The sequence below is a fragment of the Mucilaginibacter terrenus genome (assembly GCF_003432065.1).
Classification (GTDB): domain Bacteria; phylum Bacteroidota; class Bacteroidia; order Sphingobacteriales; family Sphingobacteriaceae; genus Mucilaginibacter; species Mucilaginibacter terrenus.
On sequence record NZ_QWDE01000004.1, the window covers coordinates 135,048 to 160,511 of the forward strand.

Annotated in this window: 25 protein-coding genes and 1 pseudogene; 18 read left to right on the forward strand and 8 right to left on the reverse strand. The window is 44.2% G+C overall.

What is annotated here, in order from left to right; all coding sequences use genetic code 11:
* The first annotated feature begins 51 nt into the window (after nucleotides 1–51).
* The 11 genes and pseudogenes from DYU05_RS17935 to DYU05_RS17990 all read left to right on the forward strand — a co-directional run bounded on the left by DYU05_RS17935 (nucleotide 52) and on the right by DYU05_RS17990 (nucleotide 7,983).
* Complete coding sequence (locus DYU05_RS17935) at nucleotides 52–621, forward strand: pentapeptide repeat-containing protein (protein ID WP_117384526.1); 570 nt, start codon at nucleotides 52–54, stop codon at nucleotides 619–621.
* Nucleotides 622–782: 161 nt separating this feature from the next.
* On the forward strand, nucleotides 783–1,841 hold the full coding sequence (locus DYU05_RS17940; protein WP_117384527.1) for a type III polyketide synthase: 1,059 nt from the start codon (nucleotides 783–785) through the stop codon (nucleotides 1,839–1,841).
* Nucleotides 1,842–1,843: 2 nt separating this feature from the next.
* Nucleotides 1,844–2,332, forward strand: coding sequence for an isoprenylcysteine carboxyl methyltransferase family protein (locus tag DYU05_RS17945; RefSeq protein ID WP_117384528.1), 489 nt, complete (start codon nucleotides 1,844–1,846; stop codon nucleotides 2,330–2,332).
* A gap of 156 nt (nucleotides 2,333–2,488) precedes the next feature.
* Nucleotides 2,489–3,205: a M23 family metallopeptidase gene (locus DYU05_RS17950; RefSeq protein WP_117384529.1), complete on the forward strand. Its 717-nt coding sequence runs from the start codon at nucleotides 2,489–2,491 to the stop codon at nucleotides 3,203–3,205.
* Nucleotides 3,202–3,958, forward strand: a pseudogene (locus DYU05_RS21355) (DUF4846 domain-containing protein). The gene DYU05_RS17950 and the pseudogene DYU05_RS21355 overlap by 4 nt, the downstream one beginning before the upstream one ends.
* 100 nt (nucleotides 3,959–4,058) lie before the next feature.
* Complete coding sequence (locus DYU05_RS17965; protein ID WP_117384532.1) at nucleotides 4,059–4,319, forward strand: hypothetical protein; 261 nt, start codon at nucleotides 4,059–4,061, stop codon at nucleotides 4,317–4,319.
* Nucleotides 4,320–4,626: 307 nt separating this feature from the next.
* Nucleotides 4,627–5,316, forward strand: coding sequence for an SIMPL domain-containing protein (locus DYU05_RS17970; protein WP_117384533.1), 690 nt, complete (start codon nucleotides 4,627–4,629; stop codon nucleotides 5,314–5,316).
* 103 nt (nucleotides 5,317–5,419) lie between these two features.
* The gene (locus DYU05_RS17975; protein WP_117384534.1) at nucleotides 5,420–5,638 is read left to right on the forward strand and encodes a hypothetical protein; all 219 of its coding nucleotides are present in this window, start codon (nucleotides 5,420–5,422) and stop codon (nucleotides 5,636–5,638) included.
* 97 nt (nucleotides 5,639–5,735) lie between these two features.
* Nucleotides 5,736–6,146 carry a hypothetical protein gene (locus DYU05_RS17980; RefSeq protein WP_117384535.1) on the forward strand — a complete coding sequence of 137 codons (411 nt, stop codon included), beginning with the start codon at nucleotides 5,736–5,738 and terminating at the stop codon, nucleotides 6,144–6,146.
* Between the two features lie 142 nt (nucleotides 6,147–6,288).
* Nucleotides 6,289–7,428: an N-acetyl-alpha-D-glucosaminyl L-malate synthase BshA gene (bshA, locus tag DYU05_RS17985; RefSeq protein ID WP_117384536.1), complete on the forward strand. Its 1,140-nt coding sequence runs from the start codon at nucleotides 6,289–6,291 to the stop codon at nucleotides 7,426–7,428.
* Between the two features lie 60 nt (nucleotides 7,429–7,488).
* Nucleotides 7,489–7,983 (forward strand): hypothetical protein, encoded by a 495-nt coding sequence (locus DYU05_RS17990; protein WP_117384689.1) that lies wholly within the window; start codon nucleotides 7,489–7,491, stop codon nucleotides 7,981–7,983.
* Between the two features lie 79 nt (nucleotides 7,984–8,062).
* Here the strand turns inward: DYU05_RS17990 and DYU05_RS17995 are convergent, their stop codons facing one another.
* The 8 genes from DYU05_RS17995 to DYU05_RS18030 all read right to left on the reverse strand — a co-directional run bounded on the left by DYU05_RS17995 (nucleotide 8,063) and on the right by DYU05_RS18030 (nucleotide 18,050).
* Entirely contained in the window at nucleotides 8,063–9,190 is a 1,128-nt protein-coding gene (locus tag DYU05_RS17995) for a lactonase family protein (protein WP_117384537.1), read from the reverse strand.
* Between the two features lie 116 nt (nucleotides 9,191–9,306).
* A complete protein-coding gene (locus tag DYU05_RS18000) occupies nucleotides 9,307–12,675 on the reverse strand; it encodes a glycosyltransferase (RefSeq protein ID WP_117384538.1) in 3,369 nt (1,122 codons plus the stop codon).
* 56 nt (nucleotides 12,676–12,731) lie between these two features.
* Nucleotides 12,732–12,887 (reverse strand): FeoB-associated Cys-rich membrane protein, encoded by a 156-nt coding sequence (locus tag DYU05_RS18005; protein WP_117384539.1) that lies wholly within the window; start codon nucleotides 12,885–12,887, stop codon nucleotides 12,732–12,734.
* A gap of 55 nt (nucleotides 12,888–12,942) precedes the next feature.
* Nucleotides 12,943–14,136, reverse strand: coding sequence for a hypothetical protein (locus DYU05_RS18010; protein ID WP_117384540.1), 1,194 nt, complete (start codon nucleotides 14,134–14,136; stop codon nucleotides 12,943–12,945).
* Between the two features lie 57 nt (nucleotides 14,137–14,193).
* A complete protein-coding gene (locus DYU05_RS18015; RefSeq protein ID WP_117384541.1) occupies nucleotides 14,194–15,030 on the reverse strand; it encodes a type 1 glutamine amidotransferase in 837 nt (278 codons plus the stop codon).
* Between the two features lie 36 nt (nucleotides 15,031–15,066).
* Entirely contained in the window at nucleotides 15,067–16,164 is a 1,098-nt protein-coding gene (locus DYU05_RS18020) for a carboxylate-amine ligase (protein ID WP_117384542.1), read from the reverse strand.
* A gap of 24 nt (nucleotides 16,165–16,188) precedes the next feature.
* Nucleotides 16,189–17,289, reverse strand: a complete 1,101-nt coding sequence (locus DYU05_RS18025) for an ATP-grasp domain-containing protein (protein WP_117384543.1) — start codon at nucleotides 17,287–17,289, stop codon at nucleotides 16,189–16,191.
* 53 nt (nucleotides 17,290–17,342) lie between these two features.
* Entirely contained in the window at nucleotides 17,343–18,050 is a 708-nt protein-coding gene (locus DYU05_RS18030; protein ID WP_117384544.1) for an esterase family protein, read from the reverse strand.
* 153 nt (nucleotides 18,051–18,203) lie between these two features.
* Between DYU05_RS18030 and DYU05_RS18035 the strand changes: the two genes are divergently transcribed.
* The 7 genes from DYU05_RS18035 to DYU05_RS18065 all read left to right on the forward strand — a co-directional run bounded on the left by DYU05_RS18035 (nucleotide 18,204) and on the right by DYU05_RS18065 (nucleotide 25,326).
* Nucleotides 18,204–18,992, forward strand: a complete 789-nt coding sequence (locus DYU05_RS18035) for an alpha/beta hydrolase (protein ID WP_235854052.1) — start codon at nucleotides 18,204–18,206, stop codon at nucleotides 18,990–18,992.
* 70 nt (nucleotides 18,993–19,062) lie between these two features.
* Nucleotides 19,063–19,527 carry a hypothetical protein gene (locus DYU05_RS18040; protein ID WP_117384546.1) on the forward strand — a complete coding sequence of 155 codons (465 nt, stop codon included), beginning with the start codon at nucleotides 19,063–19,065 and terminating at the stop codon, nucleotides 19,525–19,527.
* A gap of 160 nt (nucleotides 19,528–19,687) precedes the next feature.
* Nucleotides 19,688–21,499: a translational GTPase TypA gene (gene typA / locus DYU05_RS18045; protein ID WP_117384547.1), complete on the forward strand. Its 1,812-nt coding sequence runs from the start codon at nucleotides 19,688–19,690 to the stop codon at nucleotides 21,497–21,499.
* Between the two features lie 126 nt (nucleotides 21,500–21,625).
* Nucleotides 21,626–22,957, forward strand: coding sequence for a flippase (locus tag DYU05_RS18050; RefSeq protein WP_117384548.1), 1,332 nt, complete (start codon nucleotides 21,626–21,628; stop codon nucleotides 22,955–22,957).
* Nucleotides 22,954–23,607 (forward strand): class I SAM-dependent methyltransferase, encoded by a 654-nt coding sequence (locus DYU05_RS18055; RefSeq protein ID WP_117384549.1) that lies wholly within the window; start codon nucleotides 22,954–22,956, stop codon nucleotides 23,605–23,607. The genes DYU05_RS18050 and DYU05_RS18055 overlap by 4 nt, the downstream gene beginning before the upstream one ends.
* Nucleotides 23,608–23,609: 2 nt before the next feature.
* A complete protein-coding gene (locus DYU05_RS18060; RefSeq protein ID WP_117384550.1) occupies nucleotides 23,610–24,383 on the forward strand; it encodes a class I SAM-dependent methyltransferase in 774 nt (257 codons plus the stop codon).
* Between the two features lie 25 nt (nucleotides 24,384–24,408).
* Nucleotides 24,409–25,326 carry a glycosyltransferase gene (locus DYU05_RS18065; RefSeq protein WP_117384551.1) on the forward strand — a complete coding sequence of 306 codons (918 nt, stop codon included), beginning with the start codon at nucleotides 24,409–24,411 and terminating at the stop codon, nucleotides 25,324–25,326.
* The last annotated feature ends 138 nt before the right edge of the window (nucleotides 25,327–25,464 follow it).

A 25,464-nucleotide genomic window follows, 5' to 3' on the forward strand; every position in this document is an offset into this window, starting at 1 on the left:
TTTTCAAAAAGCTCAACATCTGGATTAACGCTTCCTCCTTATCTTCGCCACATGGCAAACACCATCGAAGATAAAACCTTTACCAGCCTGGCTGTAGCAGACCTGAAAGCAGCCGGCACTTACGAGAACTGCACTTTCAAAGCTTGCTTATGGCCTAAGGCTTACCTTAACGGTTTCATTTTCATCGACTGTGTATTTGAAGAGTGCGACCTGACACAAGCCGATATTGGGAATTCAGGTCTGCAGAACGCTGTGTTCAAGAACTGCCGGTTAAATGAGGTAAACTTTAGTAAAGGTCTCGATTTCCTGTTTGCTGTTAATTTTGAAGGATGCGTGCTGGATCATGCTGTTTTTCACCGAAAGAAGAATAAAAAAGCCAACTTTACGGACTGCTCTCTGCGCGAAGCCGACTTTTCGGATACTGACCTTACAGACGCCAAGTTTGTCAACTGCGACCTTCATCGTGCGGCGTTTAGCCAAACCATCCTCAGGAACGCCGACCTGCGTACGTCCTACAACTTCACTATCGACCCGGATGATAATGTAGTTAAAAACGCGCGCTTTTCTGTCCACGGGCTGCCCGGGCTGTTGGAAAAATATAGCTTGCGGATAACCGGCTGATGTTTTAATTGCCTATCGGCAACCGTCTGCTTCATTAATGCGTAATTACGGCATTGTAGCTGTGTAAATTATTGGTGACCAACACCTGGCAATCACAAACAATTTCAGCTGTTACCGTATTATAGTTTCTAACGCAGGTTACACTGCCATTAATCCAGTTTATGCCATCTATTGCATCCGTATCGGGTATTGCCCTCCCTTATAAAGTACCACAGGCTGAAGTTAAAGCGCAGGCACGGGCTTTATTTGCGCCAAACTTTCCGCAGGTAGACAGGCTGATGCCGGCCTTCGACAATACGGAGATTGTCACCCGTAACTTCTGCAAGCCCATCAGCTACTACGCAGAACCCAACACCTTTGAGCAGCGTAATGACGACTACATCAGCAATGCTTTGGAGTACAGTATTCAGGCAATTGAGGAATGCGTTGCAAAAGCGGGCATCAACAACGAGGAAATTACCGACCTGGTTTTTGTTTCGACCACCGGCTTGGCAACACCAAGTATAGATGCGCTCATTATCAATAAAATGCGGCTCGATCCGCACATCAACCGTATACCGGTTTGGGGCCTGGGCTGCGGCGGTGGCGTGAGCGGCATGGCCAAAGCCAATACACTGGCCAAAGCCAATCCGGATGCGATAGTGCTGCTGGTAGCGGTGGAGCTGTGTTCGCTCACGCTGATCAACAACGACTACAGCAAGAGCAACTTTATCGGCAGCAGCTTATTTAGCGATGGGGTTGCAGCTGTTATTCTTAAAGGCGACAACCACACCAACAATACAGGCGTAAAGCCCGTAGCGTCCAGCAGTAAGTTGTACTATGACTCACTTGAAGTAATGGGCTGGGACTTTAAAGACACCGGCTTTAAGGTACTTTTCAGTAAAGATATTCCTACATTTATTCACCAAAACATTCGGGGAGATATCGACGCGTTTTTGGCCAAACAAAACCTGGAGCTGAAGGATATTAAGAACTTTATTTTTCACCCTGGCGGCAAAAAAGTACTTGACGCTTATGAGGACACTTTGCAGGCAGAAGGCGACTTTTTGAAGAACACCCGCCAGGTGATGAACGAAAACGGTAATATGAGCAGCGTTACTGTTTTGTACGTGCTGGATAAATTTATAACCGATGGTTTTGAGGATGGTTATGGCCTGATGCTGGCTATGGGGCCTGGCTTTAGCAGCGAAATGGTATTACTGGAAATGAAGAACAATTAAATATGGCTTTTATCATCTTTATTGTTTTCGTAATCGCCCAACGCCTGCTGGAGTTGGTTGTTGCGAAACGCAATGAAGCCTGGGCACGCAGCCAGGGGGCTGTCGAATACGGGCAAGGCCATTACCCGTTTATTGTTGCGCTGCATACGTGCTTCATTATCTCCATGATTGTGGAGTACTTTAGTTGGGGCGGCAGCTTCAGCCTTGTTTTCCTGATCTTATTCCTGTTGCTTATTTCACTTAAAATATGGGCGCTTTCCTCCCTGGGCAAATACTGGAACACCAAAATCCTGCGCATACCTAATTCTATATTCATAAAAAAAGGCCCATATAAATACTTTAAGCACCCCAATTACTTTATTGTGATCTGCGAGATCATCGTCATTCCTATGGTTTTCGGCCTATACCTCACCGCTATAATATTTACCCTTCTGAATGCTGTTATGCTTACAGTACGTATAAGGGAAGAAGAGCGGGTTTGGGCGGAATGATATTATTATAATTCCAAAGATCCTGAATGCATCTTATCCCCTCTTGAGAGGGGCAGGGGTGTGTTTCGACTACTACAAGCACGAGACGTAATACGTGCTTGGTCTTGCTTTAAGGCGTATATATTCTGCTTTTTACCTACCTTACATCATCTGTTTATGAAAAAGCTTTTAGCCTTTATTGTCTTTTTGTTTATTGCTGACGCTGCACTTGCGCAAGCCGACAGTACTGTTTATGATAAATTCAACACATTTAACAACCAGGTATTAAAGGGTAAGGTTACCAAAGCAGATGCACAAAAGAAATTTAAGGAGTTTAAAGCTTTTCTTTTAAAACAATCGGCATCCACCGGCAGCGGCAATGGCGCCAACTGGGCATTTCCTCTTGAAGGCTACAGCTACAAGGCAGTAGGCGGCACCAACGGCAACGGCTACTCCGACAAAGGCTTCCGTTATCTTGATGGCAACAAACATGGTGCACACCCCGCACATGACATTTTCATCAGCGACAAAAACCAGGACTGTATGGATGACCACATGCTCAAGCCTGTAAACGTATTAGCAGTTAAAGCGGGGATTGTTGTTGCATGTACCAACCAGTGGGATGCACAGGGCAATATGCGGGGTGGCAGGTACATCTGGATCTATCATCCAGAAGGATTCTTCACCTACTATGCGCACAACCGGCAAATATTTGTTAAGCCTGGTGATAATGTACAGGAAGGCCAGAAAATAGCAGAGGTGGGTCGCACAGGTTTTAACGCCTACCAAAAACGCTCGCCCACGCACCTGCACTTTTCGGCCTTTAAATTAGCCGATGATATACCCGCGCCCTTCAATCCTTACACCCAACTTAAAAGCGCAATCACTAAATGAAACACCTTGCCTTAATACTTCTGCTGCTTATTAACACGGCTTTTAAACCAGCCGACGTAATCAGCACCCGTTTTAACCCACCTGCAGGTTACCACAGGGTTGCAGCTCCTGCGGGTAGCTTTGGCGCTTACCTGCAATCGTTACCGCTTAAACCCGCCGGCACGCAAACCAAAACATACAAGGGTGCAACTGTCCGCACAGACGCTTATACCGCGGCGGTGGTAGACTTAAGCATCGGCACACAGGACCTGCAGCAATGCGCAGACGCCGTTATACGCCTGCGTGCAGAGTACCTGTACAAACAAAACAATTACAAGGCAATTGCCTTTAACTTCACCAGCGGCTTTAAATGCGACTTTGTACATTATGCAGATGGCTACCGGTACAGCAGTGAGCGCTGGGTTAAAAACGGGCAAAGATTACAGCTACGGCAGCTTTATGCGTTACCTAACCCTGGTATTTAGCTACGCCGGCACTATATCCCTGGAGAAGGAACTAAAAGCTGTTCAGAATACAGCAGCGCTGCAGCCCGGTGATATCTTCATACACGGCGGCTCGCCGGGGCACTGCTTTATTGTGGTTGATGTTGCAGAGAATGCATCGCATCAGAAGATGTTTATGTTGGCACAGAGTTTTATGCCTGCGCAAAACATACAAGTACTGCAAAATGGTTCGCCATGGTTCAGTTTATCAGAAACTGCAGATGTGCCTTATGGTGAGCTGGTAGCGGCGAAATACCTACGTAGGTTTTAGCGTAATATGGTAAGCGGAAGAGTAAATTAAAACAAAGAGAAGTTTTAAGAAGGAAAATAGGCATGGCTATTGCCATAGCCTATACACTTAATAATTTACTATGAAAGATCTGCTGTCAAACGCGCTCCATATATTCATCATTCTTATGATCGCCGGTTTTGTCGTCGGTGGCATATTAGCCGTCACCGGCACGTTCGATCATTGGAGTTCCCGGTACGTACTGAAACGCCGTCGCCAGCGCCTTATGCGCAACCGCCGCGCCGAGCTAAGGAACACCAAACAACAAGTACAAAATACCAGCCCGCATTATGAAACTCGTGCCAACCGAGGAGGTGACAACTACAACCAAAGGCCGGCATAATCACCCATTCCGTATGCAAAAAACAGGTACCTTATTAGGGGTTACCTGCAAAAGCGTGCACAATTTAGCTTGTTTTATACAGACGCGCCTAGCAACAACTTTCGACTGCACAAAAATGTGGTTTTTGCAGGTTTTTGTCCACGCATTTGCCCCTATGGTTAACTTTAAAGCAAAGTACCAGCGACCAATATTTTGCGTCTAAAAAACACTTGATGGCAGTTTGAGTTTACATCTAAATGTTTCATCGCTGTTACATATTAAACCTTAGCAGCGTAAACTCATCTACAAAGTAATTAAAGACACTCACATGAAAAAGTTAATTGTACTAGCCGCGCTCATCGCATCAACCGCAACAACATTTGCCCAAACGGTAGATCTGCGCCGTAAAATAGAGGTTACCGGCATAGCCGAGCAGGAGGTTACCCCAGACATTATTAATGTATCCATCTCACTTAAAGAGTACCTGGATGGCAAGAAGAAAGTGACCATATCACAACTTGAAAATCAGCTGGAAAAAGCGGTTGCTGAAGCTGGCATAGCAAAAGAAGATTTCACCATAAACAGCTTATCTTCATGGAATTACGCTACTGAAAAAAAGAAGAATCCCGACTTTTTGGCCAGCAAAACTTATGGCATCAAGTTCCGCGATTTGAACAAGTTCGATCAAATATTAAGCAAGGTTGATGCAAAGGGTATCCAGTACACCAATATTGATAGCTACGATTATTCTAAGATCAATACAGTTAAAAATGACTTGAAACTCAAAGCATTGCTTGCCGCGCGTGATAAGGCTGCATTCCTAGTGAACGGCTTAGGCGATAAACTTGGCAGTGCACTGAACATTGTAGAAAACGACAACAGCAGTTTCCCTAGTCCGCGCAACGTTATGTACATGGCTAAAGCATCAATGGCCGATGCAGCAGCTCCAGAATCTGACGTAGACTTTAAGAAAATAAAGCTTAGCTTCCAGATAAACGCCGTATTCGAGATCAAGTAATATCAACTAAATACATTAAAAAGCAGGGCTAAAAGCCCTGCTTTTTATTTTTAAAACAAGATTAAAATACATGGGTTAATATTATGAACTTTAAATTAATACCATGAAGACCCTCAAAGCATTTGCAATAACTACCCTCATAGCCCTAACTTTCGCTGCCTGCGATCCTAAAAGGAATAATGCAACGCTTGGCAGTGGTAATGATTCTTTAAATTCAGGCGCTAAGCCCGACACCAGCAATTCGGCACAGGACTCCAGCCGTAAAGACTCGAGCAGTAAAGGCAATGTAAATCCTACAGGTCACGCTACACCGCAACATTAGGCTAGCGGTGTTTAAGTGGTTGTATTACTAACTGAAAATCAGGCTTGACATTGTAAAAAGTACCTTTTACCTTTACAATACCTTAATTGATTTGAGCATGATCCGTACGCGTTCTAAAAGAGTGCTATTGGTTGCACCAAAAGCATTTCCCGAAAAGCAACTATCCGGTTACAATACCGTACGGCAGGTCTCTGCTCCGGGCACAATTTTCCCTTGTATTTACGAGTTTAAACCCGATGTAATCCTTTTTGATCATGATCATATGGGTGCTAACCTCGAGAATGTGCTGCGCCGACTTAGCTCAAATCCGTTTTACCGTAATATAAAAATCTGCTGTTATAAAAGTCACGAGCACACCCAAATAGATGGTTTGTTAAAGGTACTTGGCGTTAACCATTTCTTTTATAAAAAAGATGTTGAACGGGTATCAAAGAGCAAGGCTGCACTGGATGCTATAAATAACATACTGGACGCTTCTATTGTGAACTGGGTTGCCGGTATAGCATAGTTTAAGCTCCGTTCCTTTCCCCATATAATCTTTACAAAGCGCTAACACATTTATCATAAAATGCTGTTAAACTTGCACGCTGTTAATCAATTGCGCAGTGTGTCGCGAAAGATCATTTTCAGCTTAAATCGTATCAGCATAAATGAAGATCGGAATTGTATGTTACCCCACATTTGGCGGTAGCGGGGTAGTAGCCACGGAATTAGGTAAGGCCCTTGCCGACAGGGGTCACCAGGTTCATTTTGTCACTTATAATCAGCCGGCTCGTCTTGATCTTTTTTCAGAGAACCTGTTCTACCACGAGGTTGCCGTAAGTAATTACCCGCTGTTTGACTTTCCGCCTTATGAACTTGCATTAGCCAGCCGACTGGTTGATGTAGTACGCTTTGAACAGCTGGATGTACTGCATGTACATTATGCCATCCCACACGCATCTGCAGCGTTTATGGCCAAGCAGATCCTGCTTACCTACGGTATTACCATTCCCGTAATAACAACGCTGCACGGTACGGATATCACTCTCGTAGGGCAAGATCGCACCTACAAACCGGTGGTAACATTTTCCATTAATAAATCTGACGGTGTAACTGCAGTATCAGCGCATTTACGAGACGATACTTACAAATATTTCGATATAGAAAAGGACATAAAAGTGATCCCTAACTTTATCGACCTCAATAGGTTTAGCCTTAAACCTAAGGATCACTTTAAGAAAGCCATTGCACCAAACGGAGAACGTGTGCTGGTGCATACCTCTAACTTCCGTAAGGTAAAACGCACCGAGGACGTCGTGAAGATATTTGCCGAAGTGGTAAAAACCATTCCTTCCAAGCTATTGATGGTTGGTGATGGCGGCGAACGCTCGCTTTGTGAGCAGCTAAGCCGCGATCTGGGCATTAATGAGCATGTACGTTTCCTCGGTAAGCAAGACGCTATCGAAGAAATACTTTCAGTTGCAGACCTCTTCCTGATGCCATCTAAATCAGAAAGCTTTGGTTTGGCGGCACTGGAAGCTATGGCTTGCAAAGTGCCGGTAATAAGCACAAACACAGGCGGCTTGCCAGAATTGAACGTGGATGGTGTTACCGGTTTCCTGAAAGACATTGGTGACGTACAGGGAATGGCCGAAAAGGCGATCTACATTTTAGAGGATGATGCCCGTTTAGCGCAATTCAAAGAAAATGCGCTGGCCCGTGCAAAAACGTTTGAATTAAGCAATATAATGCCAATTTATGAGAGCTACTACGAGGAGATTATTGCGCTTAGCAAACAGCAGGCATAAATAGTTTGCAACCTTTTGGCATGAAGTATGTTAATAGCAGAACAAAAACATACAACAATCATGAAAAAGATATTATCCTCATCCCTTGCCATTTTAGCTATAGCTTTGGTATTTACTGCATGCTCCAGCACTAAGAGCACTACTGCCGATGGTTCAACATCTGCAAGCGTATCCCGTGGTAAATTTGTTGGCACATGGACGCTGACAAACGTAAGTTATGATGGCTTGGTTCCAAACGCTGTACAAAACGTGTTTGATCAGGCAGCACCAGCAGCATTCATCGGCAGTACCTGGAAACTTACCAATAGTGGTAACGGACTATATACCCTCACTAATGGGCAGTCACAAACCATCTTCTGGTCTGTTTACAACGGTGGCAGCACCGGCACACAGTTTCAATTCAAAAAGCTTTATGAAGGTGATAAAGCTAAGAACGTAGCTGAAGGATACCGTTTAAATATCTCTTCTGTAAGCGATACCGGCATGACCTTAACTTCACCAGTTGCGGTGGGCAGCGGTACCGGTTATGTTGTTTACACCTTTACCAAACAATAAGATACTTTATAAACTTCATTTAACAAGAAAGCCCTCGTCGTTCGATGAGGGCTTTCTTGTTTTTTTATCATTGTAATGGTTACTGAGCTGGAGCAAACTTAAGGCAAACCGGGCTGCCAATATCCAATCTGGATACAGCCTGCATCAGCTTTCCTGTGTTCTTGTCTATCCTGTAAACAAATACATTGTCGCTGTTTTGATTAGCTACCAGCAGGAAGCTGCCGGTTGGGTCAATAACAAAATTCCGCGGGCTTTTACCACCACTTGGCTTACGGTCAATAAACGTAAGTTCGCCATTCTCCTGGTTAATAGAGAAAACGGTAATATCATTTGCGTCACCACGGTTAGAAGCATAGAGGAAACGCCCGTCCGGAGAAACATGTATGTCTGCTGCACCTGTAGAACCGGTGAAGCCGTCGGGTAAAAGCGTTACGGTTTGTTTTTGGGTAAGCTTACCATTATCATAGTCAAACACCGTTACAGCGCTGCCCATTTCCTGTATTAGGTAAAGGTGCTTTTTGTCTGCAGAAAAATCGATATGCCTTGGGCCGCCACCAGGTGCTATGCTGTAAAATGCCGGTTTTGCGGGAGTAAGCGGATTATCTTTCTTTGCTTTGTACTTCGTAACATTAATTTTGTCGGTGCCAAGGTCTGTGTAAAAAACGTACTTTTCGTCGGGGGATAACACAGCGGTGTGTACATGCGCTTTCTCCTGGCGAGCAGCATTGGGCCCATGCCCCGGGTCGCGAATGGTTTGTACAGCAGGTGCAATAGAACCATCTTCATTTAATGGCAGTACTGCAATGTTACCACCGCTGTAATTAGCCACGAACAAACTCTTTTGAGCTTTATCAATAGACACATAACATGGCGCACCGCCTAAAGTAGACACTTTATTAATAAACTTTAACGCGCCTGTTTTTGGTTCGAATGAAAAGGCACTCACCTCTCCCTCATCATTTTCGTTTACGGCGTATACAAATTTATTGTTGCTGGATATGCATAAGTACGAGGGGTTGCTTACGCCATCAATCTGACTCAGGTATGCAACGCGACCCGTCTCGGCATAAAAGCGATAAACAGCTATACCTTTGCTGCTGCCTTTTGTGTAAGCTCCAACTACAAGATCAAAAGTTTTGGGCATTGTTTTTTGTGCTAATACAATAACAGGCGATAGTAGTGCTACTATCAATAATAATCTCTTCATTATTCTTTCCGGGTTTATTGATTGCAAGTTAACAAAATCAATAAAAAAGCGGCAATTAATTGAATAACGCCGCTTTGTTATAATGGTTTAACTTATATAAACTGTACGCAAGCCCACTACTCGGGTGGTTCGTCGCCTACCAGGGCCTGCTTGGATATGGTTACATTACCGGTACGTTTTAATACACCCCAACTGCTAAGTTCTCCTTTGAGCGCCTTGCGGATAGATTTAAACAGGATGTAGTACATAAGCTGCCTCCAGAGGAAACGCTGAGGTATAATGTAGATAAGCTTTTTATAGCTCTCTTTTTCCATTTTAAAGGCAACAACAGCTACCAGCATATCCACCAAAACAAACACCAGGTAATAGGTAAGTATCTTCCAGGGTTTATCGCCTAACAAGCCGAATATCATCATTAGATCTGCCAGTGGTGAGAACAGCGGAAGTATGATCTGGAAGATGAGAATATTTGGCATCCCTACCATCCCAAAAAAGTTATACTTTTTGTTGAACAGCGCATCCTTGTTCTTCCAAAAACTTTGCATCACGCCAAAGCTCCAACGAAAGCGTTGTTTCAGCAGCATGTGTATTGTTTCTGGAGCTTCGGTATAAGCCACAGCCTCGGCACTGTTTCTTACAATATAGCCTTGCTTAAGAATACGCATCGTTAAATCGCAATCCTCCGCCAAAGTATCGTAGGTGAAACCGCCTGCCCTGAAGATGGCAGATTTACGGAACGCCCCTATCGCACCCGGCACAACCGTAATGCTGTTAATTAAATCAAATGCGCGACGATCCATATTTTGCGCGGTTATGTACTCTATAGATTGCCAGCGCGTGATGATGTTTGTCTCATTAGCCACTTTCACCGTACCTGCAACAGCACCTATTTCCTCATCGGTAAAATAGATCATCAGTTGGTAAATGGCATCGCTTCGCAGTTGGGTGTCAGCATCAATACAAACTACAAAATCACTCTGCGCGTGCGATATACCAAAATTAAGTGCCGATGCTTTTCCGCCGTTTGGCTTGGTAAGTACTTTTACTAAGGGGTGATCGGCATACGCGTCTTTTACTACCTGGTAAGTACGATCCTTTGAGCCGTCGTCTACAAATATGATCTCGAAATTAGGGTACTCCAGCTTTAGGAGGCTGTCAATGGTAGCAGTAGCGGTAACCTCCTCGTTGTAAGCGGGAACAATAATACTTACAGGTGGCAACGTTACAGGTTCAGGTGTTTGCTTTTTATCTTCGAAAAACTGCCTTACCGCAAGTATCCCAATAAGAACTATGCGCCCGATAGCAAGGAATATTGCAGAAAGGAATAGGTAAAAAATAAACTTGTTACCCAGGAAAAATCCAACAATAACTACGTCATAAAATCTACCCCAAAAAGTTTTATCGTCAGAAGTTGGTGGCGGCATCAGGTCATCCTTCGTCTTATCCAGCACATCCGCAATGGTTGTAAACTGGTAACCATGGCTCTTAAAGTAGTGGATGATCTCCGGCAATGCCTTTACGGTTTCCTCGCGTGTATCGCCACCTGCATCATGCAGCAATATCATCGATCCATTATCCTTTTGCCTTATGGTACGCGCAACAATGCTATCTGCTGTTACACCAGGCTGCCAATCCCAGGGATCTATGGACTCTCCAATGGTGATATAGCTTTGCTTGCGACTCTCGGCCACGGGTATTACTTCTGCAAGCGTCTGAGGCTCGGCATCCGCGTTGAATGGGGGCCGAAACAGTATGGTGCTGCGCCCCGTTACCGACTCAATAAGTTTGCGGGTGGCATTCAATTCCAAAATTACCCTATCCAGGCTGATTGTAGATATATCCGGGTGGAAGAACGTGTGGTTACCTATCTCATAACCTTCGTCATAGATTCGTTTAAGCAGCGGAATATTTTTCTCGGCCATTGACCCAACCACAAAGAATGAGGCCGGCACTTTTTCCTTTTTAAGGATGTCCAATATACGCGGCGTAAATTCCGGGTCGGGGCCGTCATCAAAAGTCAGTACAACTTTCCCCCTTTTTTGCCCGTACCGGCGTATCACATACTTGGTAGGAAGCTTAATGTAATCCTGACCAGTAATTACAAAATTGTTGGGGTCCATCTTCACGCGAATCTCTCCCGCACGCGGCACTGTTATTAAGTCGAGCACCTCGCCGCCTTCCCCTGCATAATCTATCTTATCATTTAAGCCAACGGTTGTCAGGTGCCTTATGTCTACCCCGGTCTTCTTTAACGAGTCAACAGAAAGGTTCTTTTGGAAGAACGTCCATAAGCGTGGGTCTTCTGCACCAAGCCTCCAAAGCGCTACACCGCCGGTGGCCCAATCGTCCGCCATGCGGATGATGTTAAAGTTTGTTGCTGCGTCGGCAAAATAAATAGTGTGGTTGAACCCATCGTTACCCAGGTAGCTAAAGTGCAGGTTGGCCGATACCGGATCAAACACAACAGTTTTCTTTTTCTCGTGAGCTGTACTTATTGCTTGTTGATAGCCTGCTGATACGCCAATGCTGTTTTCAGGCCAATCGTACCCGCCTCCGGCAAATGTTAGTATTACTTTTTCACTAGGTATTTGGTTGCAAACTTCGTCGAGTATTTCTTCCACCCAATGCTGGTTGCTCACCTCCCCGGCGTTACTACCATCATAGTGCTGGTCTATTGCCATCACAAAAAGATAGTCGTTTACGTGCTGCAAACGTTTAAGATCATAAGCTTCGTCTTCCGGAACAACATTCTGGGTAACCAGCAGGCCATTAGCGTGCATAGTGGCATATAATTCCTTCTGGAAAGCTATATAGTTCTTTCCATTACGATCTTTTACATCGTCAAGATCTACGTTTATTCCGTTGAACTTATAGTGCTTAAGTTTACTTACCAGGCTATCTATAAAAGCGGTGCGCAGCGGTTTACTGCCAAAAATATGCTCTACTTCATCTACGTCATAACCGCCCTTAACGTTATCATAATTGGATAGCGTAACCAAAACCTGCTTCTTCCAACGTTTATTAAGGTTGATGAGGCCGGTATCCAGCTGGGTTTTTAAAGTATCTGCATGCTGACTAAAGCCGAAACCCTCTGTAACTACCATGTCCAGATGTTTGAGGTATTGCTGCAGGGAGTTATAAGCCTGCGGCTCCCACGGACGGTAAAAAGCAACGTTTAGGCGATTTGCATTATTAGGGTGCTTAAGCTGATGGTGCCGGCGGGCACGCGCCAGTTCTTCTATAACAGCTTTCTCGACTTTAAAATCTTTATAGCGCTTAGATTTTTTAAGTGCATCGAGGTCCTCTTTAGAAATTTTTTTGGGGACAGGGTCAAGGTTGGGGAGCAGCGGATACTCGGTAGAAGTAATAGTTATGGCCGCAGCTATGCCGCCCACAATAATTACGACAATAAAGAACCGGCTGATCCATTTAAACCGGTTCCACCTGCCGGGATGATCAGCCTGAAAGACCTGTTTATTGGACATGAAAACTTCTTATAACGATAGGATACTGCAAAGACAAAAACAATGCACTTATTATATTACTGCTTGTGCGGCTGAACGTTTGAAAAATCGACGCCACATTTACAGTTGCTGCCACAGCTTTTTTTGGTAAACAGCTGCTTGTAAACCATACGGCCAACGTAAAATACAGCTGCTGCAAATAATACTACTATAATGATGGCCTGTATATTCATCGGTGCAAAATTAATACTTTTATATATACGCAACTAGCGTTAAAAAAGTATACTATTATTTATGCATGAATGCAGTTGTGCCGCCTACCCAATCAAAATTTTTGTTATAACGCACACCAATCATCTTGCCGCGGCTTAAACGCGCCAGGTTGATGGCGAGAGTAGGCTTTTCGTCTTTATCAGGCCAAAGGTAAAGCAGGCGAACCTCCACCTTAACGCCCCCGTCAGGCGACTCCACCACCGGCTCATAGCTTACCTTTTCCTGCAATATCCAGTTTTCCGGATCTGTAATATTTTCAATGTCGCCATCCATTATATCTATGATCACGCCCTGGCCGGCGAAACTAAAGAGCGGCTTTAACACATAGTTGTGCAGGTCTTCAGGCAGCTCCTTAACTTCATGCAAGAACTGAGTTTTGGGCACATAATCACCTTTAAGAAAAGGCATTGTAAACTTACTTATGCGGTAGAACCAGTTGGGGTGAGTTATCCACTCTACATCCAGCGGCTGCCGGATATCCGGCGCTTTATTGAAAATTTCAGGATCGTTATCTATTTCGTCGAATATCAACCTATTGTAGATGCGGCGAATGCGTTTTTTCTCCTCACCCATCATATAAAAAAGCTGATCACCTTCCTGTATCAGTTCTTCAAGAGCAACTATCGGTGTTCCTAAATATTTTTGAGTTACGTAAAAATCGACAGCGGTTTTTTGATTGTGAGCATTCACATCCATTAGCACTACCTCCTCCGGGCTGTAAGGACCGAGGATGGTTTCTTTTAACAGCTGCAAGTACGATGCCTTGTCTAATCCGTTAAAGAAGATGGTTTGGTTACCGTGAATATTAAACGTGTGCCTGTAGTTTTCTGCAAGGTGTACCTGGAAGCCATACAGCGACGGGAAGCCTTGTAATTCGATCAGCTTAGGAACAACATTTCCTGCTTCGTCTTTGCAGATGCCAAAATCCAGTGCTATAAAGTGCGGATGCCCCCTCTCGTTTGCTACCTTCCACTTTTCAGGAATAGCCCTGTCGGTAAGTTCTTTAAACCCAGGCTGCAATATGGTGTCGATGATCTCCTCTCCTGCCTGGATCAGCTTATCACGAAAGTCATCAGTAAGAAACACCGGCGACTCGGCAATTCGAAATTCTATAGGTTTCTGCAAGCCGGCATTAAGAGACAAAAGGAACTCTGCGTACTTATCTTCGGTAAAGTTCTCATTGAAGGCTTTTCTCAGCAATGGGTTCATAATGGTAGCTATTTATAAAATCCAATTAATGATGCTGAATAATAGCACAGCGCGGCTTTAAACTACTCTTTCTACTCCCAGTATCGCTTCATTCAAAAAGTTCGGAATGATTGTTTTTTGGGTAAGTGCAATTTTGTCAGGGTCATCCAATCGCTCCAGCATCTCTTTATACTTGGCTTCGCCGTGCTCGTTTATCACCTCGTCTTTTTTGTCTTCACGCAACAGCATGCTTTTGATGCCAACAGGATCTGCTTCCGGGTGAAACTGTGTTGCAAAGAACTCAGGCGTAAAGCGTATGGCCATCATCGCACGCGGAAGGTCTACATACGGGCGTTCCTTCTCCAATGCCAATAGCTTCATGCCCAAATCATCAAAACGTTTATAATCAGAGTTGATTACCTGCCAACTGCGCGAGTCTACCGTGTAAAACGGGTCTGGCAATCCTTCAAATACCTGCTCATGCTGTGCCCCGGCTGTAAAGTGTACAGGCAATATCCCAAAAGACGGCGACTTGCGCATGTTTATTTCTCCAAGTTTGTATTTGCGGCACATCAGCTGAAAAGAATGGCAAACAAAGAAAACGTGCTTCTTATCCGTCCTGTTACTTAAGTTATGATCTTCAAGTTTATCAATCAACCGAAAGTACTTCTTCTCCCATTCGCTGCCTTCACTGTCCAATGGGCTACCTGGGCCGCCACTGGAAATATATGCATCAAAGTTCACGCCCGGCACCTGTGCTTTGCGGCGTACATCAAATACTTCGTAGGTTAAATTAAGGCCATGCTCTGCCTTATAGCGCTCCAGTATATTACGGAAACCACGCATCCCCTCGTTTGCAATACCATCGTACAAGTCAAGTATGGCGATCCTTATTTCCGGTTTATCTGTGTTCATTATTTATCTCTGTATTACCCTTAAGCAAATGCCCGGCTATACTCCTTTTAAAGTTTGTGATGTAATGTAATCCACTACATCTGCAAAGTTATTATTTTGATTGTAAACAGCTAGTTGCCTGTCGGCTCCTGTACCGTGCTCTAAAATTTTGTGTATATATTGCAGGTCTTCCCGGCAACCCAGGTCATCAACTACATCGTCTATAAAATCCAGTAGTTCCAGTATCAATGCACGTGTGTTCACTTCAAGCTCTTTGCCAAAATCAATCATTTTGCCGTCTATACCATACCGGGCTGCACGCCACTTATTCTCGTTAATAAGTGCACGATTGTAAGTGATAAACTTCATATTTTGCTGACGAAGCTTGTACAGCTTGGCGCAAATTGCCTGGAACAACGCTACAAAAACCATTGTTTCATCCACCAGCATTGGGCAGTCGCAAATGCGGAACTCAATCGTCTCAAAGAACGGGTGCACGCGCAGGTCCCACCATATCTTTTTCGCATTGTCTATACAATTGGTTTTTACCAGCAGCTTAATATAGTTGTCGTAATCTTCAATACTGGCAAAGTAATCAGGTATGCCGGTGCGTGGAAACTTATCAAAAACCTTTGTACGGAATGATTTATAACCGGTATTCCTGCCCTCCCAAAACGGTGAGTTAGTTGACAATGCATACACATGCGGCAGAAAATACCTTGCCTGGTTGGCGATGTGTATCGCCATATCGCGCGACTGTATGCCTACATGCACATGCAAGCCGAAGATGAGGTTAGACCGTGCCGCTTCCTGTAATTCGTCTACGATTTCGAAATACCTTGGGTGATCTGTTATCAACTGATGCTGCCAGTGCGAGAAGGGGTGCGTACCAGCAGCACCTATGCGCAACCCAAGATCTCCTGCAAGCTGAGCCACGGTACCCCTAAGCTTTGTCACCTCGGCACGTGCTTCGGCGGTATTGCGGCAAATGTGGGTGCCCACCTCTACCACTGCCTGGTGCATTTCGGCTTTTACCTGGTCTTCATGGATCTTTTGCGCGCTATCAACAATCTTTTGTTCGTGCGACTTTAGCTCCCTGGTTACAGGGTCTATCACCATGAATTCTTCTTCAACACCTAGGGTGAACTCGTTCATAATTGGTTAGTGGTTAGGTTGCATTTATTTCTTTGCTCCAGGCTTTTTAGCTTTAGGCTCAGCGGCCGCTTTTGCTTTCTTAGGCCTCAACTTTGGTTCTTCTTCTATCGGGTGATCTACTGTGCTTACTGTTACATCCTTTATTTTAGAAGCCTTTGATTTAGCAGCAGCTATCAGTGGTTTACCAGTTGTGCCAGATCTTACAAACTCTCCCCACGTAAGGTTATCCTGGTTTTCTTTTTGTGTTTTTGCACGCTCGATGGCATAATCGGCGGCGGTTTCTACCACCCATTCAAAATTATCCTGTCCAACGCTGGTTACTTCTGCATCCGGCGCGGGGTTACAAAAATCAATAGCATATGGTATACCGTCACGTACGGCAAATTCTACCGTGTTAAAATCATATCCCAGGTACTGGTTCAACTTTAAAACATAATCTGTAATGGTGTCCAGCATCTTTTTCTCAGCCGGTGCTTTGCCGTGCTCGTAACGCAGATGGTGCGGGTTACGGGGTTCGTACTGCATAATACGTACATGCTTACCACCTATGCAATAGCAGCGGAAATAGTCATCAAATATGATCTCCTCCTGCAGCAGCATTACCAGTTGTTTGGTTTGGGCAAATTTTTCCCAAAGATCTTCTTTATCGCTTATCTTATATACGTCGCGCCAGCCTCCACCATCAAATGGTTTCATGTAAGCGGGAAATCCAACATAATCAAATATAGCATCCCAATCTAAAGGAAAAGCCAGGTTGCGAAAAGAACGGTCAGTTGTGCCATCGGGATGATCCTTTGAAGGCAACAACACAGTTTTGGGCACCGGCACACCCAACTTAACTGCAAGCGCGTTATTAAAAAACTTCTCATCGGCGCTCCACCAAAAAGGGTTGTTAATAACCGCAGTGCCGCTTATTGCAGCGTTTTTTAAAGAAGCCCGGTAAAAAGGTACATCCTGCGAAATACGGTCCACAATAACCGAGTAGCCCAGTGACTCACCCTGTATCATTTTGTCAATACGAACAAACTCTGCCGAAATGTTTTTTTCCGCCTTCTCGTTAATTCTATCTACAAAAGCCTGCGGAAAGGAGTTCTCCTGCCCAAACAATATGCCTATTTTTTTCATGGTAGTATGGTTAAGTAGTTGTCGTTGTTCGTTCGTAATATTTTAACTCTCAATTATTTTATGGTTGATAAATAGTGTGGAAACATCTCCTTCCAGATTGGCCAATCGTGCATAGCAAACGGTCGAATGTCCAACCAATGATTAATGTTCTTTTCGCGCAGAATGTTTGACATATTGATGTTGTAATCTTTACAGATATCATAGTCTGATGTACCGAGAATGATATTCATGCGCCACAGCCACTCGTTATTGCTCCCTGGGACAAAATCTACCGGATTGTTATAGTATACATTCTCGTCATGGTAGCCATCCGTAAACATTTTAATGTCAAATGCGCCACCCATGGTGAACAGGTGCGCTACTTTTTCCGGGTGCTTAAAGGCAAAGTTTGCCGCATGATAACCGCCAAAGCTGCATCCTGCTACAGCTACCCTGCCAACACCTGTTTCATGCTGCGCCCAGGGGATCAGCTCATCGGTAAGCATTTTATCATACCACGCGTAATTGCGGGCGCGGTCTGCCGGATGGATGCCTTTATCATACCAGCTGCGGTCATCAATGGTATCGGGGCAATATATTTTCACCAGCCCCTCGTTAATAAACCAGGCAACGCTGTCTATCAGGCCCTGATCTTTGTTCTGATAAAAACGGCCTTTGGTAGTAGGAAAGAGGATCAAAGGATAACCCCGGTCGCCAAATACCAGCATTTCCATATCCAGATTTAAATTAGGTGAATGCCAGCGGTGATATTGCTCTGTCAAAGTATTTCTATTAAGATGGTAAGATAGCAGGATAGTGAGTAAATGTCAATATCATGCCAAATAATTGTGCCTTCACATTTTAATGAAAAGTACGCTTACCTTTGTGCCCCTTAATTGTTAAACTATATGTACCTATACAGTACAACTACTAAAATGACTATTACCACACAGGAATTAATAATAAACTCTGACGTACTCGGGCGCGATGTCACCTGCACCCTGTTGCTGCCATCTGACGAGGGTGTAATGGAGCCTATGCACCTGTTATTATTAAACGACGGGCAGGAACTGGGCAACTTAAAACTGGTGGACACCATGGAAAACCTGTATGAGCGCAATTGTTTACGTCCGGTACTTGTGGTTGCTATACATGCAGGTGAAGATCGCCTGCAGGAATACGGCATAGCAGGTAGACCAGATTATAAAAACCGCGGCGATAAGGCCGACCTGTACACTCAATTTGTTGTTAACGAACTTTTGCCGGGGATATACCAGGAGACCGGCATAGAACATTTTGAAAGCACCGCTTTCGCGGGATGCTCCCTCGGCGGGTTAACCGCGTTTGACGTTGCCTGGAATAACCCGGATCTTTTTGATAAAGTAGGTGCTTTTTCTGCGTCCTTCTGGTGGCGGAGTAAGGACCTGGCAAAAGGTTATACTGCTGACGACCGTTTGATGCACAGCGTTATTAAAGCTACTGAGGGCAAACCTGAATTAAAGTTCTGGCTGCAAACGGGTACCAGAGACGAAACTGCCGACCGGAACAAAAACGGCATTATTGATTCGATAGATGATACTATTGACATTATTATAGAGCTCGAAAAAAAAGGTTATACCCGGCCTGCAGACATACAGTACCTGGAAGTAGTAGGCGGTAAACACGATACAGAAACCTGGGGAAAAGCTATGCCGAAGTTCCTGTGCTGGGCGTTTGGAAAATAGATAGACATAAGCGGGAAATTATCTTTTCTGCTTTAAAATGTTTTCTTTGTCTGTTCGTCTTTAAGCTTACATGTACAACCTAATTCTTCCTCTTCACTCGCTTGTCCGCTGGCTGGTGCTGGCTAGTTTGCTTTTTGCTATTTACCGTTCTTATTATGGCTGGCTTGGCAAAAAAAAGTACTCCCGCTTTGAAGATAAGGTGAGGCATACAACAGCAACCATTTCCCATATACAATTTGTTGTTGGCCTGTGGCTGTATGTGGTTAGCCCTATTACCACTTATTTTATACACAACTTCGGCACGGCAGTTCGGATGCGCGATGTACGATTTTTTGGTATGGAGCATGTCACCATGATGTTTATTGCCATTACACTCATCACTATAGGCTCATCTAAAGCTAAACGTAAGGCTAAAGATCTTGAAAAGTTTCGCACGCAGGCCATTTGGTTCAGCATCGGATTATTAGTAATCCTGAGCTCTATTCCCTGGGCTTTTTCACCATTGGTACACAGGCCATGGTTTAGAGGGTTTTAATGGAAAACCGGCTTAAATCTACAAAAGCTGATATAACCGCAAGGTAGCGGATACATTAAGTTGGAATTAACTCTCCATCAAACAATTGTAAAAACCAGTTGGCGTTTTTTAATCCCAGTTAATAACCGTACCTTTGCGCAAAATTTAGAGTCCGCATTTTATGCAAAAAATAAGAAATATTGCGATCATCGCACACGTTGACCACGGTAAAACCACTTTGGTTGACAAAATTTTACACAGCTGCGAGATCTTTCGCGATGGCCAGGAAACTGGTGAATTGATACTTGACAACAACGACCTTGAACGTGAGCGTGGTATCACTATCGTATCTAAAAACGTATCAGTTAAGTACAAAGACGTTAAGATCAACATTATTGATACCCCTGGTCACGCCGACTTTGGCGGTGAGGTTGAGCGTGTGTTAAAAATGGCGGATGGCGTACTATTACTTTGCGATGCATTTGAAGGCGCTATGCCTCAAACCCGCTTTGTTACCCAAAAAGCTCTGGCACTTGGCTTGAAACCTATTGTGGTTGTAAACAAAGTAGATAAAGAAAACTGCCGCCCTGAAGAAGTTTACGAACAGATATTTGAACTTTTCTTCAACCTTGAAGCTACCGAAGAGCAGCTGGATTTCCCGGTTATCTACGGTTCGTCTAAACAAGGCTGGATGAGCACCGATTATAAAAAACCAACGGAAGATATTTTCCCGTTGATGGATGCAATTTTAGCGAACATCCCACCAGCGCCTATCAATGAAGGTACTTTGCAAATGCAGATCACCTCGTTAGATTATTCATCTTTCGTAGGTCGTATCGCAATTGGCCGTGTTGCCCGCGGTGTTATCAAAGAAAACCAGCCGGTATCTTTAGTAAAACGCGATGGAACTATCCAAAAATCACGTATTAAAGAACTTTACACTTTCGAAGGCTTGGGTAAAGTTAAAGCTACATCGGTAAGTGCCGGTGATATTTGCGCTGTTGTAGGTATAGATGGCTTTGACATTGGTGATACCATTGCTGATTTTGAAAACCCTGAGCAATTAGAGGTAATTAAAATTGACGAGCCTACCATGAACATGCTCTTCACTATCAACACCTCACCTTTCTTTGGTAAAGAGGGCAAGTTTGTAACATCACGCCACCTGCGCGATCGTTTGTACAAAGAGATGGAGAAGAACCTGGCACTGAAGATAGTTGAGACCGAATCTCCTGATTCTTACCTGGTGTACGGTCGCGGTATTCTTCACTTGTCAGTATTGATCGAGACCATGCGTCGCGAAGGATACGAGTTACAGGTTGGCCAGCCGCAGGTTATCATCAAAGAAATAAATGGTGTAAAATGCGAGCCGGTTGAAACACTGATTGTTGACGTACCGGGCGATGTTGCAGGTAAGGTTATTGAGCTGGTTACACAGCGTAAAGGCGACCTGCTTGTAATGGAACCAAAAGGCGATTTACAGCACTTAGAGTTTGATATCCCTGCACGTGGTATTATCGGTTTACGTAACAACGTACTTACTGCCACTGGTGGCGAGGCAATTATGGCTCACCGCTTTAAAGCATATGAGCCTTGGAAAGGCCAGATCCCGGGCCGCTTAAATGGTGTACTGGTTTCTATGGATACCGGCAAAACCACTGCTTTTGCAATTGACAAATTACAGGATCGCGGCCGTTTCTTTATCGATCCGGGTGTAGATATCTACGAAGGACAGGTACTTGGCGAGCATATTCGTGATAACGATTTGGTTATCAACCTTACTAAAGGCAAGCAGTTAACCAACATGCGCGCATCAGGTAGCGATACCAACGTACGTATAGCACCTGCTATCAAATTCTCGCTTGAAGAATCAATGGAGTACATCCAGGCAGATGAATACATTGAGGTAACCCCGCAAAGCATCCGTATGCGTAAGATATACCTTAACGAGAACGAGCGTAAAATAAACGCTAAAAAGTTCCAGAGCCAGTAATTGGATCTTACTTAAATATAAAAGGCATTCGTTTTACGGATGCCTTTTTTGTACCCGGTGTTTGCAAAACCACCCAGCCTCTGTACACTAATCAATGCCCCCTAATTACTATCTTTGCCAGCTACCATGCGCATACCAAGCATTCCCGGTTTTGATCAGCAAGCTTTAGAAAAGTATTTTAAGAATACAGGTTGGCTGCTGATTGCCAGGGTGGGCAGCATGGTGGTCAAGTTTCTAATCAACAGCGTGTTGCTGTCCAGGTATTTAAGTACTGAACAGTTTGGCATCTTAAATTACCCTATGGCTATTGTAACCTTTACAATGGCTATTGCCGCCCTTGGACTCGACGGTTTCATCACCCGCGAACTGCTGAACCATCCTGAACGTAAAAACACCCTGTTAGGCACAGCTTTTTGGATGCGGCTTACAGCCGGTATATTAACCCTGCCGCTGGTGTATGTTGTTTACCTACTGCTATCCTTAGCTAAGCCGCTGGAAACTCCGCTTACCTATGTATTAATAGTTGCCTGTTCCTCGGCAGTGCAGTCCGTAAACATTGTCGACAGCTTTTTCCAGTCCCGGGTGCAGGGAAAAAACATTATGTATGTGCAGGTATCCGGAAATATTATTTCCGCTTTAATCAAGCTTGTGTTCATCGTACTTAAGCTGTCACTGATCTGGTTTATCTGGTCGCTGTTGTTTGATACCGCATTATTGGCATTAGGCTACCTGGTGCTATATAAAAGAAATGGCAACAGCATCAGCGAATGGCGATACGATAAGCGCATCACGGGCTACTTGCTTAAACATTCGTGGCCGCTCGCATTCTCGGCCATCCTGGTAACTATATACATGAAAATAGACCAGGTAATGATACCCATGTTTACCAAAGCGAGTGAACTAGGCGTTTATGTAAACGCCGCTGCTTTAAGTGAGAACTGGTACTTTATTCCGGTGGCAATAGTATCTTCTGTGTTCCCTGCCCTGATACATGCCCGCAAAACAGATCCGGAGCGCTATCATAAACGCCTCCAGAACATGTATGATCTGATGATTGTACTTAGCGTAGGCATAGCACTGGTAATGAGTCTGGGTTCTAACCTGATCTTCCACCTGCTGTATAAGCCGGCTTATTGGCCCGGAGCGCCTGTGCTATCAGTACATGTATGGGCTGGTGTATTCGTTTTCCTGGGAAGCGCAAGCGGGCAATATTTAATTGCCGAAGGTTATTTTAAACTTTCTATGCTTCGCACCGGTATCGGGGCTGTGGTTAATATCGTATTAAATATCTTTCTTATACCCGCATATGGCATTATTGGCGCAGCTTACGCTACGCTTATAGCTTATGGTGTGGCTACGTTTTTTATTATACTTATCCCAAAAACAAGGCAGCAGGGAGTAATGATGTTACGATCATTATTTTTAATTTCACTTTTTCAAAAACTAACAAACCGTTGAGCACATTTTCGTCATTAATAAAAGTACTGTCCAAGCCGTCGCATTTGCGTTCGTTGCTATCATTTGGTAACAAGGGCTACCTGGCTCAGATAGGCTGGTTCAAAGCTTTCGACAGCAAATCTCCGGTAGATGGGGAAGGCCGTCCTATTCCATGGGTAACTTACTCCTTCATCGATTTTATAGAAGGCAGGCTAAACAAGAAGCTATCGGTTTTTGAATTTGGCTCTGGCAACTCCACTTACTTTTATGCGCGGCTTGCCGGCGACGTTGTTTCGGTAGAGCACGACAAAGAATGGTACAACAAGATAAAAAACTCACCAAAGCGAACCAAAAATTCGGAGATCATCTTTTCAGCGTTGCAAAAAGATGGTGAGTATTGCCGCATGCCCTTAACGCTTAATAAAAAATTTGACATTATTATAGTTGATGGTCGCGATAGGGTAAATTGCTGTAAGCAATCGCTGGCGGCACTTAACCCCGATGGTGTAGTGGTACTGGACGACTCGGAACGCAGTATTTATAAAGAAGGCGGTGATTTCTTAAGAGCGGCCGGCTACCGGGAACTCTCCTTCAGCGGTATTTCGCCTGGTTTGTTCTATCGTAAATCCACATCCATATTCTACAAAGCTGAAAACTGCCTTGATATATAATTATGGCTGATGACAAATTAAGCGGTAACGTAAAAACCGCATACGACGAATTCTATCAAAAACATGACGAAGCCTGGCGCATGCTGGGTGCCAAATACAAGGCTCAGCATATTATTGAGGTTTGTGCTGGTAAAACGTTTAAAAAGGTGCTGGAAGTTGGTGCAGGTGACGGCAGTATACTAAAATATCTTGCCGACGCAAACTTTGCCCCGGAGTACCATGCTGTAGAAATATCAGCAAGCGGTGTAGCGCATATACAAGCAAGAGATATAAAAGGGCTTGCATCCGTACAGGAATTTGATGGTTATCATCTCCCGTTTGAAGATGACAGTTTTGATCTCATCATCCTCTCCCATGTATTAGAACACGTAGAACACGAGCGCCTGCTACTAAGGGAGCTTAAACGCGTGGCTAAAAACTTCGTTATAGAAATTCCGCTGGATTATAAACCTGGTGTAGATAAGCGTATAAACCATTTCCTGGCTTATGGGCACATTAATGTATATACACCAACCTCACTGCGGTACCTGCTTAAAACAGAAGGGTACGAAGTGGAAAAAGATCTTACTTCGATGATTGAACCGGAGGTAACTAAGTTTAATACTTACATCAACCAAAAGAAATCAAAAAGCCTTGTAACCGACCTCAAAATTGCTGCGGAATTTGCAGTGAAAGGCACCCTGAGTAAGCTTGGCGGCGAAAAAGCTACCGAGCGTTACGCCAATGCCTACACAGTGCTTTGCAGCAAAACAGGTAAACAGGCAAATATATTTTAGTTCGAACTATCCACATCTTTGTTAATTGTCGACCCTTGCCCCTATAGCGCTATTTGTTTACAACCGCCCGGAACACACCCGGCGGACAATAAGCTATTTACAAAAAAACCTGTTGGCAGATGAATCCCGGTTGTTCATTTTCTGCGACGGGCCAAAGACAGATGCAGATAACGCCAGCGTACAGCAGGTACGTGAAATTGCTGCCCAAACTACCGGGTTTAAATCTGTTAAAGTAATAGAGCGGCCGCAAAACCTTGGGCTGGCAAATTCTATCATCAGCGGAGTAACACACTTGGTAAATGATTATGGCAAAGTAATAGTGTATGAAGACGACCTGCTTTCCTCACCATATACGCTGCAGTTCTTTAACGATGCGCTTGATCGTTATGTAAATGAAGACAAGGTGATGCACATTGGCGCATATATGTTTAACCTTCCGGATAAAACCCTGCCTGAGACCTTTTTCTTTCGTGCTGCATTTAGCTGGGGCTGGGCCACCTGGAAACGCGCCTGGGACAACTTTGAACCGGATGTAGATAAACTGATGCGGCAGTTTGATAAAGAAAAGATCAACCAGTTTTCTATTGAGCACAGTATGAACTTCTGGAGACAAATGGAAGATTTTAAAGCAGGCAAAAACAACTCGTGGGCTATACGGTGGTATGCTTCCGTGTTTTTAAAAGGCGGGCTTACCCTAAATCCTTCACATTCGCTGGTGCACAACATCGGGCACGATGGCAGCGGCACACATTCCAACATAGAAAGTACCTACACGGTACAAATAGCTAAGCAGCCCGTTAAATATTTTCCGGATATTATTCAGGAAAATATACCGGCTTATAACGCTATCAAATACTTTCTTAAGAACCGAAAGGGTTCTTTACTGCAGCGCGGTATACGCCTTTTACAACAACTCAGAAGCAAATACATCAAAAAAAATTGAGCAAATGTTAAATACGTGAGCTTTGTTAACAAATAGTGTTAACCCTGTAATCCTATAGACATTATATTTGTAATATTATTAAACCAGTTATAAACCTAACGTTCTTTATGATTTAATAATAAGATCAGTAAAAAGCAT

What these genes read in the sequence shown, in the direction of transcription:
- DYU05_RS17935 (WP_117384526.1), top strand. Translation starts at nt 52, where the DNA reads ATGGCAAACACCATCGAAGATAAAACCTTTACCAGCCTGGCTGTAGCA.
- DYU05_RS17940 (WP_117384527.1), top strand. Translation starts at nt 783, where the DNA reads ATGCCATCTATTGCATCCGTATCGGGTATTGCCCTCCCTTATAAAGTA.
- DYU05_RS17945 (WP_117384528.1), top strand. Translation starts at nt 1,844, where the DNA reads ATGGCTTTTATCATCTTTATTGTTTTCGTAATCGCCCAACGCCTGCTG.
- DYU05_RS17950 (WP_117384529.1), top strand. Translation starts at nt 2,489, where the DNA reads ATGAAAAAGCTTTTAGCCTTTATTGTCTTTTTGTTTATTGCTGACGCT.
- DYU05_RS17965 (WP_117384532.1), top strand. Translation starts at nt 4,059, where the DNA reads ATGAAAGATCTGCTGTCAAACGCGCTCCATATATTCATCATTCTTATG.
- DYU05_RS17970 (WP_117384533.1), top strand. Translation starts at nt 4,627, where the DNA reads ATGAAAAAGTTAATTGTACTAGCCGCGCTCATCGCATCAACCGCAACA.
- DYU05_RS17975 (WP_117384534.1), top strand. Translation starts at nt 5,420, where the DNA reads ATGAAGACCCTCAAAGCATTTGCAATAACTACCCTCATAGCCCTAACT.
- DYU05_RS17980 (WP_117384535.1), top strand. Translation starts at nt 5,736, where the DNA reads ATGATCCGTACGCGTTCTAAAAGAGTGCTATTGGTTGCACCAAAAGCA.
- bshA (WP_117384536.1), top strand. Translation starts at nt 6,289, where the DNA reads ATGAAGATCGGAATTGTATGTTACCCCACATTTGGCGGTAGCGGGGTA.
- DYU05_RS17990 (WP_117384689.1), top strand. Translation starts at nt 7,489, where the DNA reads ATGAAAAAGATATTATCCTCATCCCTTGCCATTTTAGCTATAGCTTTG.
- DYU05_RS17995 (WP_117384537.1), bottom strand. Translation starts at nt 9,190, where the DNA reads ATGAAGAGATTATTATTGATAGTAGCACTACTATCGCCTGTTATTGTA.
- DYU05_RS18000 (WP_117384538.1), bottom strand. Translation starts at nt 12,675, where the DNA reads ATGTCCAATAAACAGGTCTTTCAGGCTGATCATCCCGGCAGGTGGAAC.
- DYU05_RS18005 (WP_117384539.1), bottom strand. Translation starts at nt 12,887, where the DNA reads ATGAATATACAGGCCATCATTATAGTAGTATTATTTGCAGCAGCTGTA.
- DYU05_RS18010 (WP_117384540.1), bottom strand. Translation starts at nt 14,136, where the DNA reads ATGAACCCATTGCTGAGAAAAGCCTTCAATGAGAACTTTACCGAAGAT.
- DYU05_RS18015 (WP_117384541.1), bottom strand. Translation starts at nt 15,030, where the DNA reads ATGAACACAGATAAACCGGAAATAAGGATCGCCATACTTGACTTGTAC.
- DYU05_RS18020 (WP_117384542.1), bottom strand. Translation starts at nt 16,164, where the DNA reads ATGAACGAGTTCACCCTAGGTGTTGAAGAAGAATTCATGGTGATAGAC.
- DYU05_RS18025 (WP_117384543.1), bottom strand. Translation starts at nt 17,289, where the DNA reads ATGAAAAAAATAGGCATATTGTTTGGGCAGGAGAACTCCTTTCCGCAG.
- DYU05_RS18035 (WP_235854052.1), top strand. Translation starts at nt 18,204, where the DNA reads ATGACTATTACCACACAGGAATTAATAATAAACTCTGACGTACTCGGG.
- DYU05_RS18040 (WP_117384546.1), top strand. Translation starts at nt 19,063, where the DNA reads ATGTACAACCTAATTCTTCCTCTTCACTCGCTTGTCCGCTGGCTGGTG.
- typA (WP_117384547.1), top strand. Translation starts at nt 19,688, where the DNA reads ATGCAAAAAATAAGAAATATTGCGATCATCGCACACGTTGACCACGGT.
- DYU05_RS18050 (WP_117384548.1), top strand. Translation starts at nt 21,626, where the DNA reads ATGCGCATACCAAGCATTCCCGGTTTTGATCAGCAAGCTTTAGAAAAG.
- DYU05_RS18060 (WP_117384550.1), top strand. Translation starts at nt 23,610, where the DNA reads ATGGCTGATGACAAATTAAGCGGTAACGTAAAAACCGCATACGACGAA.